Consider the following 16,650-nt stretch of genomic DNA (forward strand, 5'->3'; position numbering starts at 1 on the left):
CTGCTTTAAGTCCCGTTACTGGCTGCTGTAGAGTCCTTGTTTGATGAATGATCTAATTGCACGTATCGTCGAATTGGATTGGCAAGCGTACTTTGAACCTCGCTCGCTGGAGCGTGGGTTTGAGTACGCTGGCGAAAATCGTCTTGAAATAAAAGAATTCGGGCATCACCGGCTGATCGCGCATTGCAGGGGCTCTGGACGTAATGTCTACACCCTGTCGATTACCCTGGAGAGTGCAGCATCCCGTCGGCCGGGCATCATCTGTGTGTGTTCTTGCCCGGTGGCGATCAATTGCAAGCACGCGGCTGCGGTCTTGTTTACGTTAACTGTGCTGTACGAAGAGCTGAACGAGCCGAAGAAGCCGGTGGGTGACCGCCTGAGTCCGCAGCTCGAAAACTGGCTCGAAAGCATCCCCAAGCCCACCCCGCCGGGTGAGGCTCAGCCCAAGAACACCGGCACTTGTTTGCTGTACCAAATCACTCCTGATGTTTATTCCAGTGGCTGGTCATTGGAGGTGTATCGGGCGCGCGTGACGAAAAAAGGCGAGTACAGCGATATCAAGCCTCTGCACTCGATGGATGAGGTATTGCGGCGTGCCCCTGGCTATATGCATGAGCTGGATACCCGTATTGGTCGATTGCTGTTGTTGGGCCGATCTTATGGCCACTATGGCAGCAGTTTTCAGTTGGCCGGCGAGATGGGGGCCGAGATTCTCCAATTGGCATTAAAAACCCAGCGCCTGTTTCTTGAGCTGGGCCCAAGACTGGCGCTTAACCCTGGCCCGGCCCGCACCGCTCGTTTCGATTGGGCCGTGATGCCCGATGGCAATTATTTTCCCCGCTGGATCAGCGACGGGCGCGAGTTGGACGAAGTGCTGCCCCTCCAGCCGCTTCATTATCTTGACCTCGATAACATGACGATCGGGGTGGTCGAGCACGGGCTGGAGGAAAATCTGGCCATGCATCTTTGCGGCTTGCCGATGATTCCAGCTGATCAAGTCGCATTATTCAGTCATCGCATCAGCGCGGCGTCCAAGGCGATTCCTCCGCCACGCGAGCTGACCGAGCGCGTCGTGGATGCGTTGGAGCCCCAAGGGTGTCTTACATTGGGAAGCGACGAATCCTACGTGTACAGCCAGGTCGACTATCGGCGGATGCCCGCCCTGGAACACCGCGCCGCCCTGGCTTTTCGTTACGACACAAGCCTGGTCAGCGGCAAGGGCACTGAGGACATCCTGTTTCTCAACGGCACCGAAACCCAACGCATCCAACGCAAGCCCGCAGCTGAAAAAGCCTTGCGCAAGACGCTCACGAAAATCGGCTTTAAAACGGTCAATCGCAAAAGCGGTGCACTGCCTGTCGGTGCAGGAGAGATGTTCGATCTACCCAACGATGAAGCCTGGCTGGCTTTTGTTGAAAGCCAGCTGTCGGTTCTGCGTGAAGCAGGGTGGGAAGTCGTCATTCACCCGGGGTTTTATTACAATGTGGAGGCTGTTGACGGCTGGTACGCGGACATTGAAGAGTCACCCGGTCACGAGTGGTTCAACCTTGAGCTGGGCATTGAGGTCAATGGCGAGCGGCACAGCCTGTTGCCCATCATGCTCGACTTGATGCGGCGTCAACCCAAACTGCTTGACGCCACCTACATGGCCGAACGTGATGATGATGAGCGCGTGTTGGTCAGTCTGGACGCCCGCACTCATATCAAAGTTGCGCTGCCCTACGGTCGTATCAAACCTCTGATGGCGACCCTCGGCGAACTCTACCTGCGCGCGCCTGAAGGCGACGCACTGCGGCTGAGTGCGCCGGATGCGGCAAGGCTCAGTAACCTGGATGCACTACCTCTGGTCTGGCAGGGCGGCGAGCGACTGCGTGATTTCGCCCAGCGTCTCAAGGGCTCCACCCATGCCCAGGTCTCTGCCCCGAGGGCCTGAGAGCCGAACTTCGTGGCTATCAACTCGAAGGCCTGAACTGGATGCAAACGCTGCGCGAGCTGGAAGTCGGCGGGATTCTTGGGGATGACATGGGCCTGGGCAAAACCCTACAAACCCTTGCGCACCTGCTCGTGGAAAAACAGGCAGGGCGATTGCAAATGCCCGCATTGGCCGTAATGCCCACCAGCCTGATCCCGAACTGGATCGACGAAGCCACACGGTTCACGCCACAGCTCAGAGTCCTGGCGCTGCACGGTGCACAGCGTCAGGCTGACTTCATGCGCTTGACCGATTACGACCTGGTACTCACCACCTACGCGCTGTTGCCCCGAGACCTTGAGGTCCTGCAGCCGCAGCGCTGGAGCGTGCTGATCCTCGACGAAGCGCAAAATATCAAGAATCCCAACAGCAAGGCGGCCCAGGCCGCTCGCCAACTGGATGCCGGCCAGCGGCTGTGCCTGAGCGGGACGCCGTTGGAAAATCATTTGGGCGAACTCTGGTCGCTGTTTCACTTCCTGTTGCCGGGATGGCTGGGCGATAGTAAAACCTTCAATCGCGATTACCGCACGCCGATTGAAAAGCACGGCAATGCGCAACGCATGCAGCACCTGACGGCGAGGATCAAACCCTTCCTGTTGCGCCGCAAAAAAGAACAGGTGGCCACCGAGCTGCCGCCCAAGACCGAGATCGTGCACTGGGTGGACTTGAGCGACGCCCAGCGTGACGTGTATGAAACCGTGCGTGTGGCGATGGACAAGAAGGTTCGCGACGAGATCACCCGGCATGGTGTCGCCCGCAGCCAAATCATCATTCTCGAAGCGCTGCTCAAGTTGCGCCAGGTCTGCTGCGACTTGCGCCTGGTCAAGACTGCACCCGTCTCCAAACTGGCCCGGGCCGGTACTGGCAAACTCGGCAGTTTGATGGAGATGCTTGAAGAGTTGCTCAGCGAGGGGCGGCGCGTCCTGCTCTTTTCGCAGTTCACCTCGATGCTGGCATTAATCGAAGAGGAGCTGAAGCAGCGTCAGGTCGACTATTCAATCCTGACCGGTGAAACCCTGGACCGGCGCACACCGGTGAAGGATTTCCAGGACGGCAAGACGCCGTTGTTCCTGATCAGTCTGAAAGCGGGCGGAACCGGCTTGAACCTGACGGCAGCGGATACGGTGATTCATTACGACCCCTGGTGGAACCCGGCCGTTGAAAACCAGGCCACCGACCGGGCCTACCGGATCGGGCAGGATAAGCCGGTATTCGTCTACAAGATGATTGCCCGAGGTACGGTGGAAGAAAAGATTCAGGCGTTGCAATTGGAAAAGGCAGCGCTGGCCGACGGCGTGCTTGAAGGGGGCGCCAGTGCGGGCTGGAAGCTGGAGCAGCGGGATATCGAGGCGCTGTTTGCGCCGTTGCCTGGCTAACGACCGCGGCGGGCCCTAATGCCAGTCAGTTAAGGACGAACACTGTACCTGTGGCGAGGGAGCTTGCTCCCGCTGGGCCGCGAAGCGGCCCCAAAAATGGGACTGCTGCGCAGTCCAGCGGGAGCAAGCTCCCTCGCCACAGGTTACTTTTTACCCTTTCTACTTCTTAACTGACTGGCATTAGGGCTTGCCCGCGATGGCGATCCGACAGTCAGCGCTTTTCCTGCTTATTGGGCAATGGCGCAAATAGCGCCTCGATATCCTCATTACCCAACTGCCAATCCCCGGTCGAACGCCCATCCAGCACACCCGCCGCGAGGTCGGATTTTTCCTTCTGCAAGTGCTGGATTTTTTCCTCTACCGTGCCTCGGGCAATCATCTTGTATACGAACACTGGCTTCTCTTGCCCGATGCGATACGCACGGTCGGTGGCCTGGTTTTCGGTTGCCGGGTTCCACCATGGGTCGTAGTGGATCACGGTGTCGGCTTCGGTCAGGTTCAGGCCGACGCCGCCGGCTTTCAGGCTGATCAGAAAAATCTGCAGCTTGCCGCTCTGAAAGTCCTTCACCGGTGTGCGCCGATCGCGTGTCTGGCCGGTCAGCAAGGCGTAGGCGATTTTGCGCTGCTTGAGTTCAGCCTCGATCAGACTCAGCATCGAGGTGAACTGCGAGAACAGCAGGATCCGCCGGCCCTCGGCAAACAATTCCTCGAGCATCTGCATCAAGCTGTCGAGCTTGCCCGAGCTGCTGCCGCGGGCGGGCAGGGCGGCGTCGTTGACCAGGCGCAAATCGCAGCACACTTGGCGCAGTTTGAGCAGTGCTTCAAGGATGATGATCTGGCTGCGCGCCACGCCCTTGCGGGTGATCTCGTCGCGGACCTTTTTATCCATGGCCAGGCGCATGGTTTCATAGACGTCGCGCTGCGCTTCGTTAAGGTCGACCCAGTGGATAATCTCGGTCTTGGGCGGCAGTTCCGTTGCCACCTGTTCCTTGGTGCGGCGCAGCAGGAACGGCTTGATCCGGCCGTTGAGGTGCTGCAATCGCACCTCACTGGCGCGTTTTTCAATGGGGACGCGGTAATCGCGGTTGAAGCTTTTCACATCGCCGAGCCAGCCCGGCAACAGGAAGTGGAACAACGACCATAACTCGCCCAGGTGGTTTTCCAGCGGCGTGCCGCTCAGGCACAGGCGCTGCCGCGCATTCAGCTCGCGTGCCGCTTGCGCCGCCTTGCTGGTGGGGTTCTTGATGTACTGGGCTTCATCGAGGATCAGCACATGCAAGGGCAGGGCGGCGAGGGTGTCGATGTCCTTGGGCAGCAGTGCGTAGGTGGTCAACAGCAGGTCGTAGTCCTGCAGATTGGCGAAATGTTTCTTGCGCCCTGCGCCGTACAGCGCCTGCACCCGCAATTGCGGAGTGAAATGCGCGGCCTCATCGAGCCAGTTGGGGATCAGGCTGGTAGGCATGACCACCATGCACGGTCGATTCAGCCGTCCTGCATTTTTCTCCGTAAGAATATGCGCCAGGGTCTGCAAGGTTTTACCCAGGCCCATGTCGTCCGCGAGAATCCCACCCACCTCCAATTGGCGCAACGACTGCATCCAGCTCAGGCCTTCCAGCTGGTAAGGGCGCAAGGTTGCATTCAAGCCTTCAGGCGCCACGCAGGTGAAATCCTTGATATCCCGCAGGCGCTGGGCGAAGTTGCGGATTTTCTCGCCGCCTTCCCATTGCAGTGGCAGATCTTCCAGCGCGTTCAAGCGGACCGCATCGGCCTTGGCCAGGCGCAATGTGGTGGTGCCGGGTTCCCGCAGGTAGAACTCGCCGAGGGTCGCCAGTACCGGCTTCAATCGCCCGTAGGGCAGCGCCACTTGCAGCGGACCGTGGCCGTTGGGCAGGCCGGGAATGTTCACCAGGATCAATTCATCGTCGCGGCGCCGTGCGAGTTTTTCCGGGTTGAGGATTTCGGTGTGGGAGCGCATCAAATTCAGCAGGATCGGCAGCAGACTCAGCCGTTCGCCATTGACGATGATGCCCAGCTCCAGATCGAACCAGTCCCGCTCGGGGGCTTCATCGACGCTGGCGTACCAGTCGTCCACCGGGCTGAGGTCAAAACCGAAGTCTTCATCGATTTGCAGCTCCCACCCCTCGGCCCGCAGCGCAGGGGACGCGTTGAGGGTGAAATTCAGCCAGGCGCTGTCATTGACCATCTCGAACAGCTCGCCGGCGCTTTCCGGCAAGGCCTTGCTCTGGCGCGTGGCGATCTTGAACCCGAGCAGGCGCAGGTGTTCGCGATAGGGCTGTTCCAGCTCGGGATGGCGCTTGATGCGCAGGCTCTGGGTTTCCTGGCGCACGATGATATCGGCGTTCTTTTGCCCGCTGACATAGTTGCCCAGATAGTTGAACGACAGCGCCGCGCGATGCTGGATATAACGCTGCATCTTGCCATTGCGCGGTTCGAACGCGCTGAACTCCACACTGGCCAGCCACAGGCGCGGCACAGGGCGCACATCCTCCATGACCACCTGCGGCAGCACCACGCGGTTATCCAATACCGCCTGCAATTTTCCCAGCAGCTCGGCATCCTGAGCCGCCGCCGGGTAGGCCAGGGTTTCCTGCACCTTGAGCAGCACGGCGGCAATATGCTTGCAATTGGTGTGCACCGGGCAGGTACAGCGGCTGTCCACCAGAATCAGCATGCCCTTGGCCGATTCGCGCAACGAAATGGTCTGCCGGTAGACGTTGCCGCCCGAACCTTCGCAACTGGCGGTGATGGTGCTGTCGCCGGATTCGACGATGCGCACCCGATTCTCCAGCGCGTAACGCCGCCCGCGCTCCAGGCTTTGCTCTTTGAAGCGATTGGCCCACGAAGGGGCCAGGGGTTTGGTCAGCGACGCTGTCAGGGGCATGGCGCGGGATCAGTCCTGCATGTCGGGCGGTGGTGCGCTGGGGGGCTTGGCGGTCAGCGAAGTAATCTTGATCAGCAGCGCCAGGTGGCCGCCATCCAGGTAATTGAGCTGGTTGTTCTTGGTGCGCACGTCTTTCTGGCTCAGGTGTTCGCTGGCGATCACGCTGCCGTTGCTGTCGAACTGGTTGATCCAGAAGTCGGCGTCGATGTCAGTGAAGCGACCCAGTTGCAGGTTCAGCACGCCCTCGATAGGAAATTGGCCGAATTGCTCCTGGCCGTCGGTGATCGCGATCTTCACTGGCTGTTCGCCGAGGCTCTGTTCCCAGGCCTTGTGCGCAAGCACGGTGTAGTTGGAATCGGCGCGCAGTTTCTCGACGATATTGCCCAGGCGCGGCGGGCTCATTCGCTCGCCCAGGCGCTGTGCACCTCCGTCCCAGTTTTCCGGGGCGGCGCGGCTGTTGATCACTGGCTCTGCATTCTGGCGCACCAGGATCATCTCCACCTGGTAGGGGCTCTCGGCAAAGGCCGAAGGCGCGAATACCAGCAACAGCAGGCTCAGAATGCGGAACACGCGCATGGAGGCGTCCTTCAAGCAGATTTCGGAATGAGGCGCTCAAACAGCGCCTCCAGGGTATTGAAGCGTTCTTCGGCGCGTTCCATCGGCACCATGAACTTGAACAGCGTAGCGCCTTCGAACTTGTAGCGGTTGGGCTGGCCCTGGATCAGCTTGATCAGCACCAACGGGTCCACCGGCGTTTGCGCTTCGAATTCGATACGCCCGCCTTGCGGCCCCGCGTCGACTTTCTTGATGCCCAGTTGTTCGGCCTGCAATTTGAGCAGGGTCAGGCGCACCAGGTTCTTGGTCGGTTCCGGCAACAGGCCGAAGCGGTCGATCATTTCCACCTGCAAGTCCTTCAGGCCTTCTTCGTCGGTGGCCGAAGCGATGCGCTTGTACAGGATCAGCCGCGCGTGCACATCCGGCAGGTAGGCTTCGGGGATCAACGCCGGCAAGCGCAGGTTGATTTCCGGGCCACCGCCCAACGGTTGGTCGAGGTTCGGCTGTTCGCCCTTGCGAATGGCTTTCACCGCGCGCTCGAGCATTTCCATATAAAGGGTGAAGCCCACGGCCTGGATCTGCCCGCTCTGGCCGTCGCCGAGCAGTTCGCCGGCGCCACGGATTTCCAGGTCGTTGGTGGCCAGCACGAAGCCGGCGCCGAGGTCCTGGGTGTTGGCGATGGCTTCCAGGCGTTTTTCCGCGTCGGACGTGATCTGTTGGCGTGGTGGCGTCAACAGGTAGGCGTAGGCCTGGTGGTGACTGCGCCCGACCCGGCCGCGCAGTTGATGCAGTTGGGCCAGGCCGAACTTGTCGGCGCGTTCGATGATAATGGTGTTGGCGCTGGGTACGTCGATACCGGTCTCGATGATGGTCGAGGCGATCAGCACGTTGAAGCGCTTGTGGTAGAAGTCGCTCATCACCTGTTCGAGTTCGCGCTCACGCATCTGCCCATGGCCGATGGCGATGCGGGCTTCCGGCACCAGTTCGGCGAGGTCGGCGGCGCACTTCTCGATGGTCTTCACGTCGTTGTGCAGGTAATACACCTGGCCACCGCGCAGCAATTCGCGCAGCAGCGCTTCCTTGACCGTGCTTTTGTTCTGCTCCATCACGAAGGTGCGTACCGACAGACGGCGTGCCGGTGGCGTGGCGATGATCGACAGGTCGCGCATGCCCGACACCGCCATGTTCAACGTACGCGGAATCGGCGTGGCGGTGAGGGTGAGGATGTCGACTTCGCTGCGCAGGGCCTTGAGCTGTTCTTTCTGGCGCACGCCGAAGCGGTGCTCTTCGTCGATGATGACCAGGCCCAGGTTTTTGATCCTCACATCGTCCGAGAGCAGTTTGTGCGTGCCGATCACGATGTCGATCTTGCCTTCGGCGAGGTCGGCGATGGCGGCATTCACTTCCTTGGCGGACTTGAAGCGGCTCATCACCTCCACGCTCACCGGCCAGTCGGCAAAGCGGTCGCGGAAGCTGTTGTAGTGCTGCTGGGCGAGCAGGGTAGTCGGCACCAGGATCGCCACCTGCTTGCCGCCATGCACCGCAATGAACGCCGCGCGCATCGCCACTTCGGTCTTGCCGAAGCCGACGTCGCCACACACCAGGCGGTCCATCGGCTTTGGCGCGAGCATGTCGGCGCGCACGGCGTCGATGGTGGTTTGCTGGTCGGGGGTTTCTTCGAAGGCGAAGCCAGCGCTGAAGGTGGCGTAATCGGCTTTCGGGTCGGCGAACGCATAGCCTTCGCGGGCCGCACGGCGTGCGTAGATGTCGAGCAGTTCGGCGGCGACGTCGCGCACCTGTTCGGCGGCCTTGCGCTTGGCTTTCTGCCAGGTCTCGGAGCCCAGGCGGTGCAACGGCGCCAGGGCGTCATCGCTGCCGGTGTAGCGCGCGATCAAGTGCAGGCTGGCCACCGGCACGTAGAGCTTGGCGCCTTCGGCGTATTCCATGGTGAGGAATTCGGCGGCCTGGTTGTCGATTTCCAGGGTCTGCAAGCCGAGGTAGCGGCCCACGCCGTGGTCGATGTGCACCACCGGCGCGCCTTCACGCAACTCGGTGAGGTTCTTGATCACCGCGTCATTGTTGGCGTCGGCGCGTTTTTCACGGCGGCGACGCTGCATCACACGCTGGCCGAACAACGGGCTTTCGGCGATCAGCGCCAGGGCCGGGTCGTCCAGCAACAAGCCTTCGTCCAATGGCGCGATGGTGATCGCCAGGCGCTCTTTGCTTTTTACGAAATCCGGCCAGCTATCGACGGTCTTCGGGCGCAGCTTGAGGCGTTCGAGCAGCTCCAGCAGGACTTCGCGACGCCCGGCGGATTCGGCGGTAAACAGCACGCGGCCGGGGAAGTCGCCGAGGAAGTTGGACAGCGCTTCCAGCGGCTGCGTGGCTTTGGCCTGGATCGCCAGGTCCGGCAGCGTGCCCGCCGGGAAACGCTCGCGGCCGCTGCCGGCGTCCACATCCTGCTGGCTGGCGACTACACGAGGCCAGTTTTTCAGGCGGGCGAAGCAATCTTCCACCGGCAGGAACAGTTCGCCAGGCGGTAGTAACGGCCGGGATGGGTCGACGCGGCGCTCTTCATAGCGGTTGCGCACGTCGTTCCAGAAGTTTTCCGCAGCCTGTTCGATGCCTGGCAGCGAGAACACCTGGGTGTCTTGGGGCAGGTAGTCGAAGAGGGTGGAGGTTTCGTCGAAGAACAGCGGCAGGTAGTACTCGATACCGGCCGGTGTAATCCCGCTGCTCAGGTCCTGGAAGATCGGGCAGCGGCGGAAGTCCACGTCGAAGCGCTCGCGAAAGCGTGCCTTGAAGCGCGTGACCGCATCTTTTTGCAGCGGGAATTCCCGCGCCGGCAGCAGTTTGATCGACTCGACCTTGTCGATGGAGCGCTGGTTTTCCGGGTCGAAGGTGCGCAGGGTCTCGATTTCGTCATCGAACAGGTCGATGCGATACGGCAGCTTGCTGCCCATCGGGAACAGGTCGATCAAAGCACCGCGTACGGTGAATTCGCCGTGTTCGTACACCGTGTCGACATAGCGGTAGCCGGTGGCCTCCAGGCGCGTGCGCATCTGCTCCACGTCGAGTTTCTGGCCGACATCCAGCACCAGGCTGCTGCCCAGCAGGAATTTGGTCGGCGCCAGGCGATGCAGGGCCGTGGTGATCGGCACCACCAGCACGCCGTGAGCCAGTTCCGGCAAACGGTACAGGCTGGCGATGCGCTGGGAAATGATGTCCTGGTGCGGCGAGAACAGGTCGTAGGGCAGGGTTTCCCAGTCGGGAAAATGCAGCACCGGCAAATCGGGGGCGAAGAAGCTCAGCTCCTGCTCCAACCGCTCGGCGCTTTGGCTGTCGGCGGTAAGCAGCAGGGTAAAGCGTTTGGCTGCGCTGGCAGCCTCGGCAATGGCCAGGCTCAGGGCGGCACCGGGCAGGTTGCCCCAGTGCTGTTTACCTGCCGCGGCAGGGAGTAGCGGTAGACGCAGAACGGGCACGGAAGGTTGAGCTCCAAGCGTTGCGACAAAGTCGGTAATTGTAGCGGCCAGAGGTGCCGCCTGTCAGTTGCTGACTGTGCCTATTACGGTTTGTTGGAAATGTAGTGGCTAAGACAAACAATCGTCGGTTTTGACTCAATATGTAGTGCCAAAATACGCGAATGTTTAGGAGGGTTACGGACAAGTCGGGCTGCTCGGCAAACTAGTGGCCTTCTGGAACCCGCGTATTTCCTGGGCTGTAGCGGGGTGGTATTTTTTTGCAAGGGGTTTTTGTTGCCTGTCGCGCATTGCTCAACGGGCGGTCGGGCGACATAATGTAGCCCCTTTTTTCTGCCCCTACATGTGGAAGGTTCCCGTGACTCAGAAGCCCGACCAGTGTCTTGGTGAATGGATCGACCGTGAAGCACTCGCAGAAGCGATGATCCCGCTTATCGGCCAGCTGTACCGCAATAACAATGTGGTGAGCTCGATCTATGGCCGCAGCCTGATCAATCAGTCCGTCATCGCGATTCTCAAGGCTCACCGCTTTGCGCGTCACCGTTCCGCCGACGACAGCGAACTCTCCGTCCACGAAACATTCCCACTGCTCAAGGCCATGAGCGAGCTCAAGCTCGGCGCGGCGTCGGTGGACCTGGGCAAGTTGGCGTACAAATTCCGTAAAGAAGGCGCCGGCCGCAGTGCCGAGCAGTTCGTGCGTGAAGAAATGGCCGACGTGGTCGGCCAGCAAAACGCCGCTGCCCGCAAAGGCACCGACGTTGTGCTCTATGGCTTCGGTCGTATCGGCCGTCTGCTGGCGCGCATCCTGATCGAAAAAACCGGCGGCGGCGACGGCCTGCGCCTGCGCGCCATCGTGGTGCGCAAAGGTGCCGAGAACGACCTGACCAAGCGCGCCAGCCTGTTGCGTCGCGATTCGGTACACGGTCCGTTCAACGGCACCATCGTCATCGACGAAGAAAACAACACCATCACCGCCAACGGTAACCTGATCCAGGTGATCTACGCGAAGAACCCGTCCGAGGTGGATTACACCCAGTACGGCATCAAGGACGCCCTGCTGGTGGACAACACCGGCGTATGGCGTGATGCCGAGGGCCTGGGCCAGCACCTGGCCTGCCCGGGTGTTGACCGTGTGGTGCTGACCGCGCCTGGCAAAGGCAAGCTGAAGAACATCGTGCACGGCATCAACCACACTGAAATCACCGCCGACGACAAGATCGTGTCCGCCGCTTCCTGCACCACCAACGCCATCGTGCCGGTGCTCAAGGCAGTGAACGACAAGTTCGGTATCGTCAACGGCCACGTTGAAACCGTTCACTCGTACACCAACGACCAGAACCTGATCGACAACTTCCACAAGGGCGACCGCCGTGGCCGCAGCGCCGCGCTGAACATGGTGATCACCGAGACCGGTGCCGCCACCGCTGCCGCCAAGGCCCTGCCTGAACTGGCCGGCAAGCTGACCGGTAACGCGATCCGTGTGCCGACGCCAAACGTGTCGATGGCCATTCTCAACCTGAACCTTGAGAAAGCCGCCACCCGTGAAGAGATGAATGAGTACCTGCGCTACATGGCGCTGCACTCCGATCTGCATAAGCAAATCGACTTCGTCAATTCCCAGGAAGTGGTGTCCACCGACTTCGTCGGCTCGCGCCACGCCGGTGTGGTAGACGCCGAAGCGACCATCAGCCAGGACAACCGCGTTGTGCTGTACGTGTGGTACGACAACGAGTTCGGCTACAGCTGCCAGGTGGTTCGCGTGATGGAAGACATGGCTGGGGTTAACCCGCCGGCGTTCCCGCGCTAAGCCTCAGCGATAAATGAAAAAGCCCTGACTGGTTCGGGGCTTTTTTATGCCTGTTGTTTTGTGGTGTGAGTGAGGGCCTCATCGGGGGCAAGCCCCCTCCCACATTTGAACGTATTCGCAAAATCAAACTGTGGGAGGGGGCTTGCCCCCGATAGCGGTGGTTCAGCCACAACCTCTACACCTGACACCCTCAGCACTAAAAAAATAGTTGCTTCATAATGCTCATCCCGAAATCGACGCTGATTAGCGGCCTGTTAGTATGGCAAGACTGGCCTATGACGCGACCAAGGGTTAATGTGCGCGGCGTTGAGCCTTATATAGACTGTGCCCCGGTTCACACACTTGAGCCAAATTGTCCTTCATGCCCGCTGGCCGCGGCATGATTTAGCCAGGCGTCCAACCGTACGCCTGGCCTGTTCTGAGGAGTACGCATGGCTGTCTACAACTACGACGTGGTGGTACTGGGTTCCGGCCCGGCTGGAGAAGGCGCGGCGATGAACGCTGCCAAAGCAGGGCGCAAGGTGGCGATGGTCGATAGCCGTCGCCAGGTCGGCGGTAACTGCACCCACCTGGGTACCATCCCGTCCAAGGCGTTGCGTCACTCCGTGCGCCAGATCATGCAGTTCAACACCAACCCGATGTTCCGGGCCATCGGCGAGCCACGCTGGTTTTCGTTCCCGGACGTGTTGAAGAGCGCTGAAAAGGTCATCTCCAAGCAGGTTGCTTCGCGTACCGGCTACTACGCCCGTAATCGCGTCGATCTGTTCTTCGGCACCGGCAGCTTCGCCGACGAGCAAACCGTCGAAGTGGTCTGCGCCAACGGCGTGGTCGAGAAGCTGGTTGCCAAGCACATCATCATCGCCACCGGTTCGCGCCCGTATCGCCCGGCGGACATCGATTTTCACCACCCGCGTATCTACGATAGCGACACCATCCTCAGCCTGGGCCACACCCCGCGCAAACTGATCATCTACGGTGCCGGGGTGATCGGCTGCGAATACGCCTCTATCTTCAGCGGCCTGGGCGTGTTGGTGGAGCTGGTAGACAACCGCGACCAGTTGCTGAGCTTCCTCGACTCGGAAATTTCCCAGGCGTTGAGCTACCACTTCAGCAACAACAACATCACCGTGCGTCATAACGAAGAGTACGAGCGTGTCGAAGGCCTGGACAACGGCGTAATCCTGCACCTCAAGTCCGGCAAGAAGATCAAGGCCGACGCCTTGCTCTGGTGCAACGGGCGTACCGGCAACACCGACAAGCTGGGCATGGAAAACATCGGGGTCAAGGTCAACAGCCGTGGCCAGATCGAAGTGGACGAGAACTACCGCACCTGCGTGCCGAACATCTACGGCGCCGGTGACGTGATCGGCTGGCCCAGCCTGGCTAGCGCCGCCCATGACCAGGGCCGTTCTGCCGCTGGCAGCATTGTCGACAACGGCAGCTGGCGCTACGTGAACGACGTGCCGACCGGGATCTACACCATTCCGGAGATCAGCTCGATCGGCAAGAACGAACACGAACTGACCAAGGCCAAGGTGCCTTACGAAGTGGGCAAGGCGTTCTTCAAGAGCATGGCGCGTGCGCAGATCGCCGGTGAGCCGCAAGGCATGCTGAAGATTCTGTTCCACCGCGAGACCCTGGAAGTGCTCGGCGTGCATTGCTTCGGCTATCAGGCGTCGGAGATCGTGCACATCGGCCAGGCAATCATGAACCAGCCCGGCGAGCAAAATACCCTGAAGTATTTTGTAAACACCACGTTCAACTACCCGACCATGGCTGAAGCCTATCGGGTAGCGGCCTACGACGGCCTCAACCGGCTTTTTTGAGCGGCTCCGGCCGGTGGCCTGAGCCGGCCGGGGAGACCGATTTCAGTAATTCCCGAGGGTGGCAGTGGCCAAACCGGGAAAGTCTGTAATCAGGCTATCTACGCCGAAGTCGGCGAGCCTGCGCATCAGCGCAGGTTCGTTGACTGTCCAAACGGATACGTGCAGGCCCTGGCGCTGGGCTTTTTCCAGCCGTTCGGGGGTGCACAACGTCCAGTTCAATGCCAGGAACTCACAACCGTAGTTCTGCGCGACCTTCAACGGGTCGAGCCAGGCGTATTCGGCCACCAGCCCGCGTGACAGGTCTGGGGTGAGGTCAACCGCCGCTTTCAACACTTCCCGTGAACTTGAGGTCACTGTGACCTTGTCCATCAGGCCAAACCGCACAGCCATCTCGCGGATCGCCAGCACGGTGGTCGCGGCGCGAGTGCGCGAAGCGCTTTTGACTTCCAGTTGCCAGTGATCGAAGTCGCACTGTTCGAACAACTCTTCCAGGCGCGGGATCGGGCATGGGTTGACCCAGCCTGGGCCGCCTTTGCGTGCGTCCATCTTCACCAGGTCCGCCGCCGAATACTCGACGACTTTGCCGCGCCGGTCAGTGGTGCGCTTGAGGGTGGGGTCGTGGATGACCATCAGCTCGCCGTCCATGGACAGGTGCAGATCCAGTTCGCAGCGGCGCACGCCGTGTTTGAGGCATTCCTGAAAGCTGGTCAGGGTGTTTTCCGGTGCTTCGCCTTTGGCACCGCGATGGCCGTAAATCAGGGTCACAATTGCTCCTTTGCGCCAGGCTCGCTGGCGTCGTGAATACGCATTCAGAGTTCGTCGCTTTGTTCTCGCGCCAGGCGACGTTCCTGCGCCTGTTTCTGCAGGATGTAGCGCGCCAGCAGTTGGCGTTGGGCATCGGTCATGGATTCGAACTCCGTGCCCACGTCAAAGCGCTCGCCCTTGGGGTCGCAATGGGTGACCCGCGCGCGCAGCAACAGGCCCAGGGCCTGGGGCATCAGCACCAGCTTGACCGCCAGGTGTGTGTCCGGGGCCAGCGCCACAGGGTGCTGGAAGTCGATGCCGCCTTCGGAAATGATCACCGGCTGCGGCGCGCCCACCTCGCCGAGCAGGCCGCGAGCCATGACCTGGCTGAGCAGGTCCAGGCGTTTGTTCTGCACTTTGAGGAACGCCGCCAGGCTGCGGTCTTTTTCGTTGATCTGGCGCAGCAGGTGCTGGGCCTCGAATTCGCTGAGGTGCAGTTCACTGAGCAGATTGAACAGCGGCGAATCATCCAGCAACACTTCCTTGCTCGCCGCGTCGGGGGCCGACAGGGGTTTGATTTGGAGTGCGATCATGTCGTCGATACGGTAGTATTCGCGGCGCTCTTCTTCATCTAATGTCGACATGGCGAACCCCAGGTAACGGTAATGGTCTGAGTGTAAAGCTGCTGACCAGACCCCGCCACCGGGACGTCTTCTTTTCCTCCGAACAAGCCCCGACATGTTCAGACCTCTCTTCGTATTTATTGGCACGCGTTACACCCGTGCAAAGCGTCGCAATCATTTTGTGTCGTTCATTTCCCTGACCTCGATGATCGGTCTCGCCCTGGGCGTGGTCGTGATGATTGTGGTGCTGTCGGTGATGAACGGCTTCGATCATGAGATGCGCACCCGCGTGCTGGGCATGGTGCCCCACGCGACCATCGAGGGCGACGCGCCCATCAGTGACTGGCAAAGCCTGGCCGCCAAGGTCAAGCAGAACCCCAAGGTGCTGGCCGTTGCGCCGTTTACCCAGATGCAGGGCCTGCTGACCAATGACGGCAAGGTGCAGAAAATCCTGCTCAATGCCGTCGACCCGGCCCAGGAGCGCAACGTCTCGATCATCGACAAGTTCATGTTGCAGGGCAAACTCGACGATCTGGCGCCCGGCAGCTTCGGCATCGTCATCGGCGACAAGGCCGCTGCCAAGCTCGGTGTGGGCGTCGGCGACAAGCTGACCTTCGTTGCGCCGGAGGTCACCGTGACCCCGGCCGGCATGTTCCCGCGCATGAAGCGCTTTACCGTGGTCGGCACCTTCCACGTCGGCGCCGGCGAGATCGACGGCTACCTCGGCTTGACCAACCTCACAGACCTGGCGCGCCTGCATCGCTGGCAGCCGGACCAGGTGCAGGGCCTGCGCCTGAAGTTCAACGACCTGTTCGAGGCACCGCGCGGCGCCTGGGAAATCGCCCAGCATCTGGGCGAATCGCAGTATTACGCCCGCGACTGGACCCGCACCCACGGCAACCTGTACCAGGCCATCCGCATGGAAAAAGCCATGATTGGCCTGTTGTTGCTGCTGATCGTCGCCGTGGCCGCCTTCAACATCATCTCCACGCTGGTGATGGTGGTGAATGACAAGAAGGGCGACATCGCCATCCTGCGCACCCTCGGCGCCACGCCGGGGCAGATCATGGCGATCTTCATGGTGCAAGGCACGGTGATCGGCGTGGTCGGCACCCTGATCGGCACCGCCTTGGGGATTCTGGCCGCACTGAATGTCAGCGCCGCCATCGCCTTGCTTGAAAAAGTGCTCGGCCACAAGTTTCTCAACGCCGACGTCTACTTCATCGACTACTTGCCGTCCCAGGTTCAGGCCCAGGACGTGTTGATGGTGGGCGGCGCCGCGTTGGTCCTGAGTTTCCTTGCCACCCTGTATCCAGCCTGGCGCGCGGCACGTACCCAGCCAGCACAGGCATTACGTTATGAGTGA

At 60.7% G+C, this 16,650-nt stretch carries 8 protein-coding genes and 1 pseudogene; 4 read left to right on the top strand and 5 right to left on the bottom strand.

The window, feature by feature from the left end:
* Positions 1 to 43 precede the first annotated feature (43 nt).
* Positions 44 to 3,348: pseudogene (locus C4J93_RS08005) on the top strand (SNF2-related protein).
* 211 nt (positions 3,349 to 3,559) lie between these two features.
* On the opposite strand, the gene C4J93_RS08010 reads toward C4J93_RS08005, so the two are convergent.
* Genes C4J93_RS08010 through mfd form a run of 3 tightly spaced genes read right to left on the bottom strand, consistent with a single transcriptional unit; the run spans position 3,560 to position 10,287 of the window.
* Positions 3,560 to 6,250, bottom strand: a complete 2,691-nt coding sequence (locus C4J93_RS08010) for a DEAD/DEAH box helicase (protein WP_124429032.1) — start codon at positions 6,248 to 6,250, stop codon at positions 3,560 to 3,562.
* A 9-nt stretch (positions 6,251 to 6,259) separates the two neighbouring features.
* Positions 6,260 to 6,826: a CsiV family protein gene (locus C4J93_RS08015; protein ID WP_124370038.1), complete on the bottom strand. Its 567-nt coding sequence runs from the start codon at positions 6,824 to 6,826 to the stop codon at positions 6,260 to 6,262.
* 11 nt (positions 6,827 to 6,837) lie between these two features.
* Positions 6,838 to 10,287 (bottom strand): transcription-repair coupling factor, encoded by a 3,450-nt coding sequence (mfd, locus tag C4J93_RS08020; protein ID WP_124370039.1) that lies wholly within the window; start codon positions 10,285 to 10,287, stop codon positions 6,838 to 6,840.
* 340 nt (positions 10,288 to 10,627) lie between these two features.
* On the opposite strand from mfd, the gene C4J93_RS08025 reads away from it, so the two are divergent.
* Both C4J93_RS08025 and sthA read left to right on the top strand, forming a co-directional pair.
* Positions 10,628 to 12,091, top strand: a complete 1,464-nt coding sequence (locus C4J93_RS08025) for a glyceraldehyde-3-phosphate dehydrogenase (RefSeq protein WP_124361805.1) — start codon at positions 10,628 to 10,630, stop codon at positions 12,089 to 12,091.
* A 431-nt stretch (positions 12,092 to 12,522) separates the two neighbouring features.
* Positions 12,523 to 13,917, top strand: coding sequence for a Si-specific NAD(P)(+) transhydrogenase (sthA, locus tag C4J93_RS08030; RefSeq protein WP_003189670.1), 1,395 nt, complete (start codon positions 12,523 to 12,525; stop codon positions 13,915 to 13,917).
* Positions 13,918 to 13,959: 42 nt separating this feature from the next.
* Here sthA and C4J93_RS08035 read toward each other — a convergent pair whose 3' ends face one another.
* Together C4J93_RS08035 and C4J93_RS08040 are read right to left on the bottom strand one after the other, a co-directional pair.
* Positions 13,960 to 14,682 carry a glycerophosphodiester phosphodiesterase family protein gene (locus tag C4J93_RS08035; RefSeq protein WP_124361806.1) on the bottom strand — a complete coding sequence of 241 codons (723 nt, stop codon included), beginning with the start codon at positions 14,680 to 14,682 and terminating at the stop codon, positions 13,960 to 13,962.
* Positions 14,683 to 14,726: 44 nt separating this feature from the next.
* Positions 14,727 to 15,305 carry a PilZ domain-containing protein gene (locus tag C4J93_RS08040; protein WP_124370040.1) on the bottom strand — a complete coding sequence of 193 codons (579 nt, stop codon included), beginning with the start codon at positions 15,303 to 15,305 and terminating at the stop codon, positions 14,727 to 14,729.
* A gap of 94 nt (positions 15,306 to 15,399) precedes the next feature.
* Between C4J93_RS08040 and C4J93_RS08045 the strand changes: the two genes are divergently transcribed.
* Positions 15,400 to 16,650 (top strand): lipoprotein-releasing ABC transporter permease subunit, encoded by a 1,251-nt coding sequence (locus C4J93_RS08045; RefSeq protein WP_124366280.1) that lies wholly within the window; start codon positions 15,400 to 15,402, stop codon positions 16,648 to 16,650.

Origin of the sequence: Pseudomonas sp. R2-37-08W, from assembly GCF_003851705.1 — a bacterium.
Lineage (GTDB): Bacteria > Pseudomonadota > Gammaproteobacteria > Pseudomonadales > Pseudomonadaceae > Aquipseudomonas.

Coding starts and splice junctions, on each gene's coding strand:
- C4J93_RS08015 (WP_124370038.1), bottom strand. CDS start 6,826: ATGCGCGTGTTCCGCATTCTGAGCCTGCTGTTGCTGGTATTCGCGCCT.
- C4J93_RS08010 (WP_124429032.1), bottom strand. CDS start 6,250: ATGCCCCTGACAGCGTCGCTGACCAAACCCCTGGCCCCTTCGTGGGCC.
- sthA (WP_003189670.1), top strand. CDS start 12,523: ATGGCTGTCTACAACTACGACGTGGTGGTACTGGGTTCCGGCCCGGCT.
- C4J93_RS08040 (WP_124370040.1), bottom strand. CDS start 15,305: ATGTCGACATTAGATGAAGAAGAGCGCCGCGAATACTACCGTATCGAC.
- C4J93_RS08025 (WP_124361805.1), top strand. CDS start 10,628: ATGTGGAAGGTTCCCGTGACTCAGAAGCCCGACCAGTGTCTTGGTGAA.
- C4J93_RS08045 (WP_124366280.1), top strand. CDS start 15,400: ATGTTCAGACCTCTCTTCGTATTTATTGGCACGCGTTACACCCGTGCA.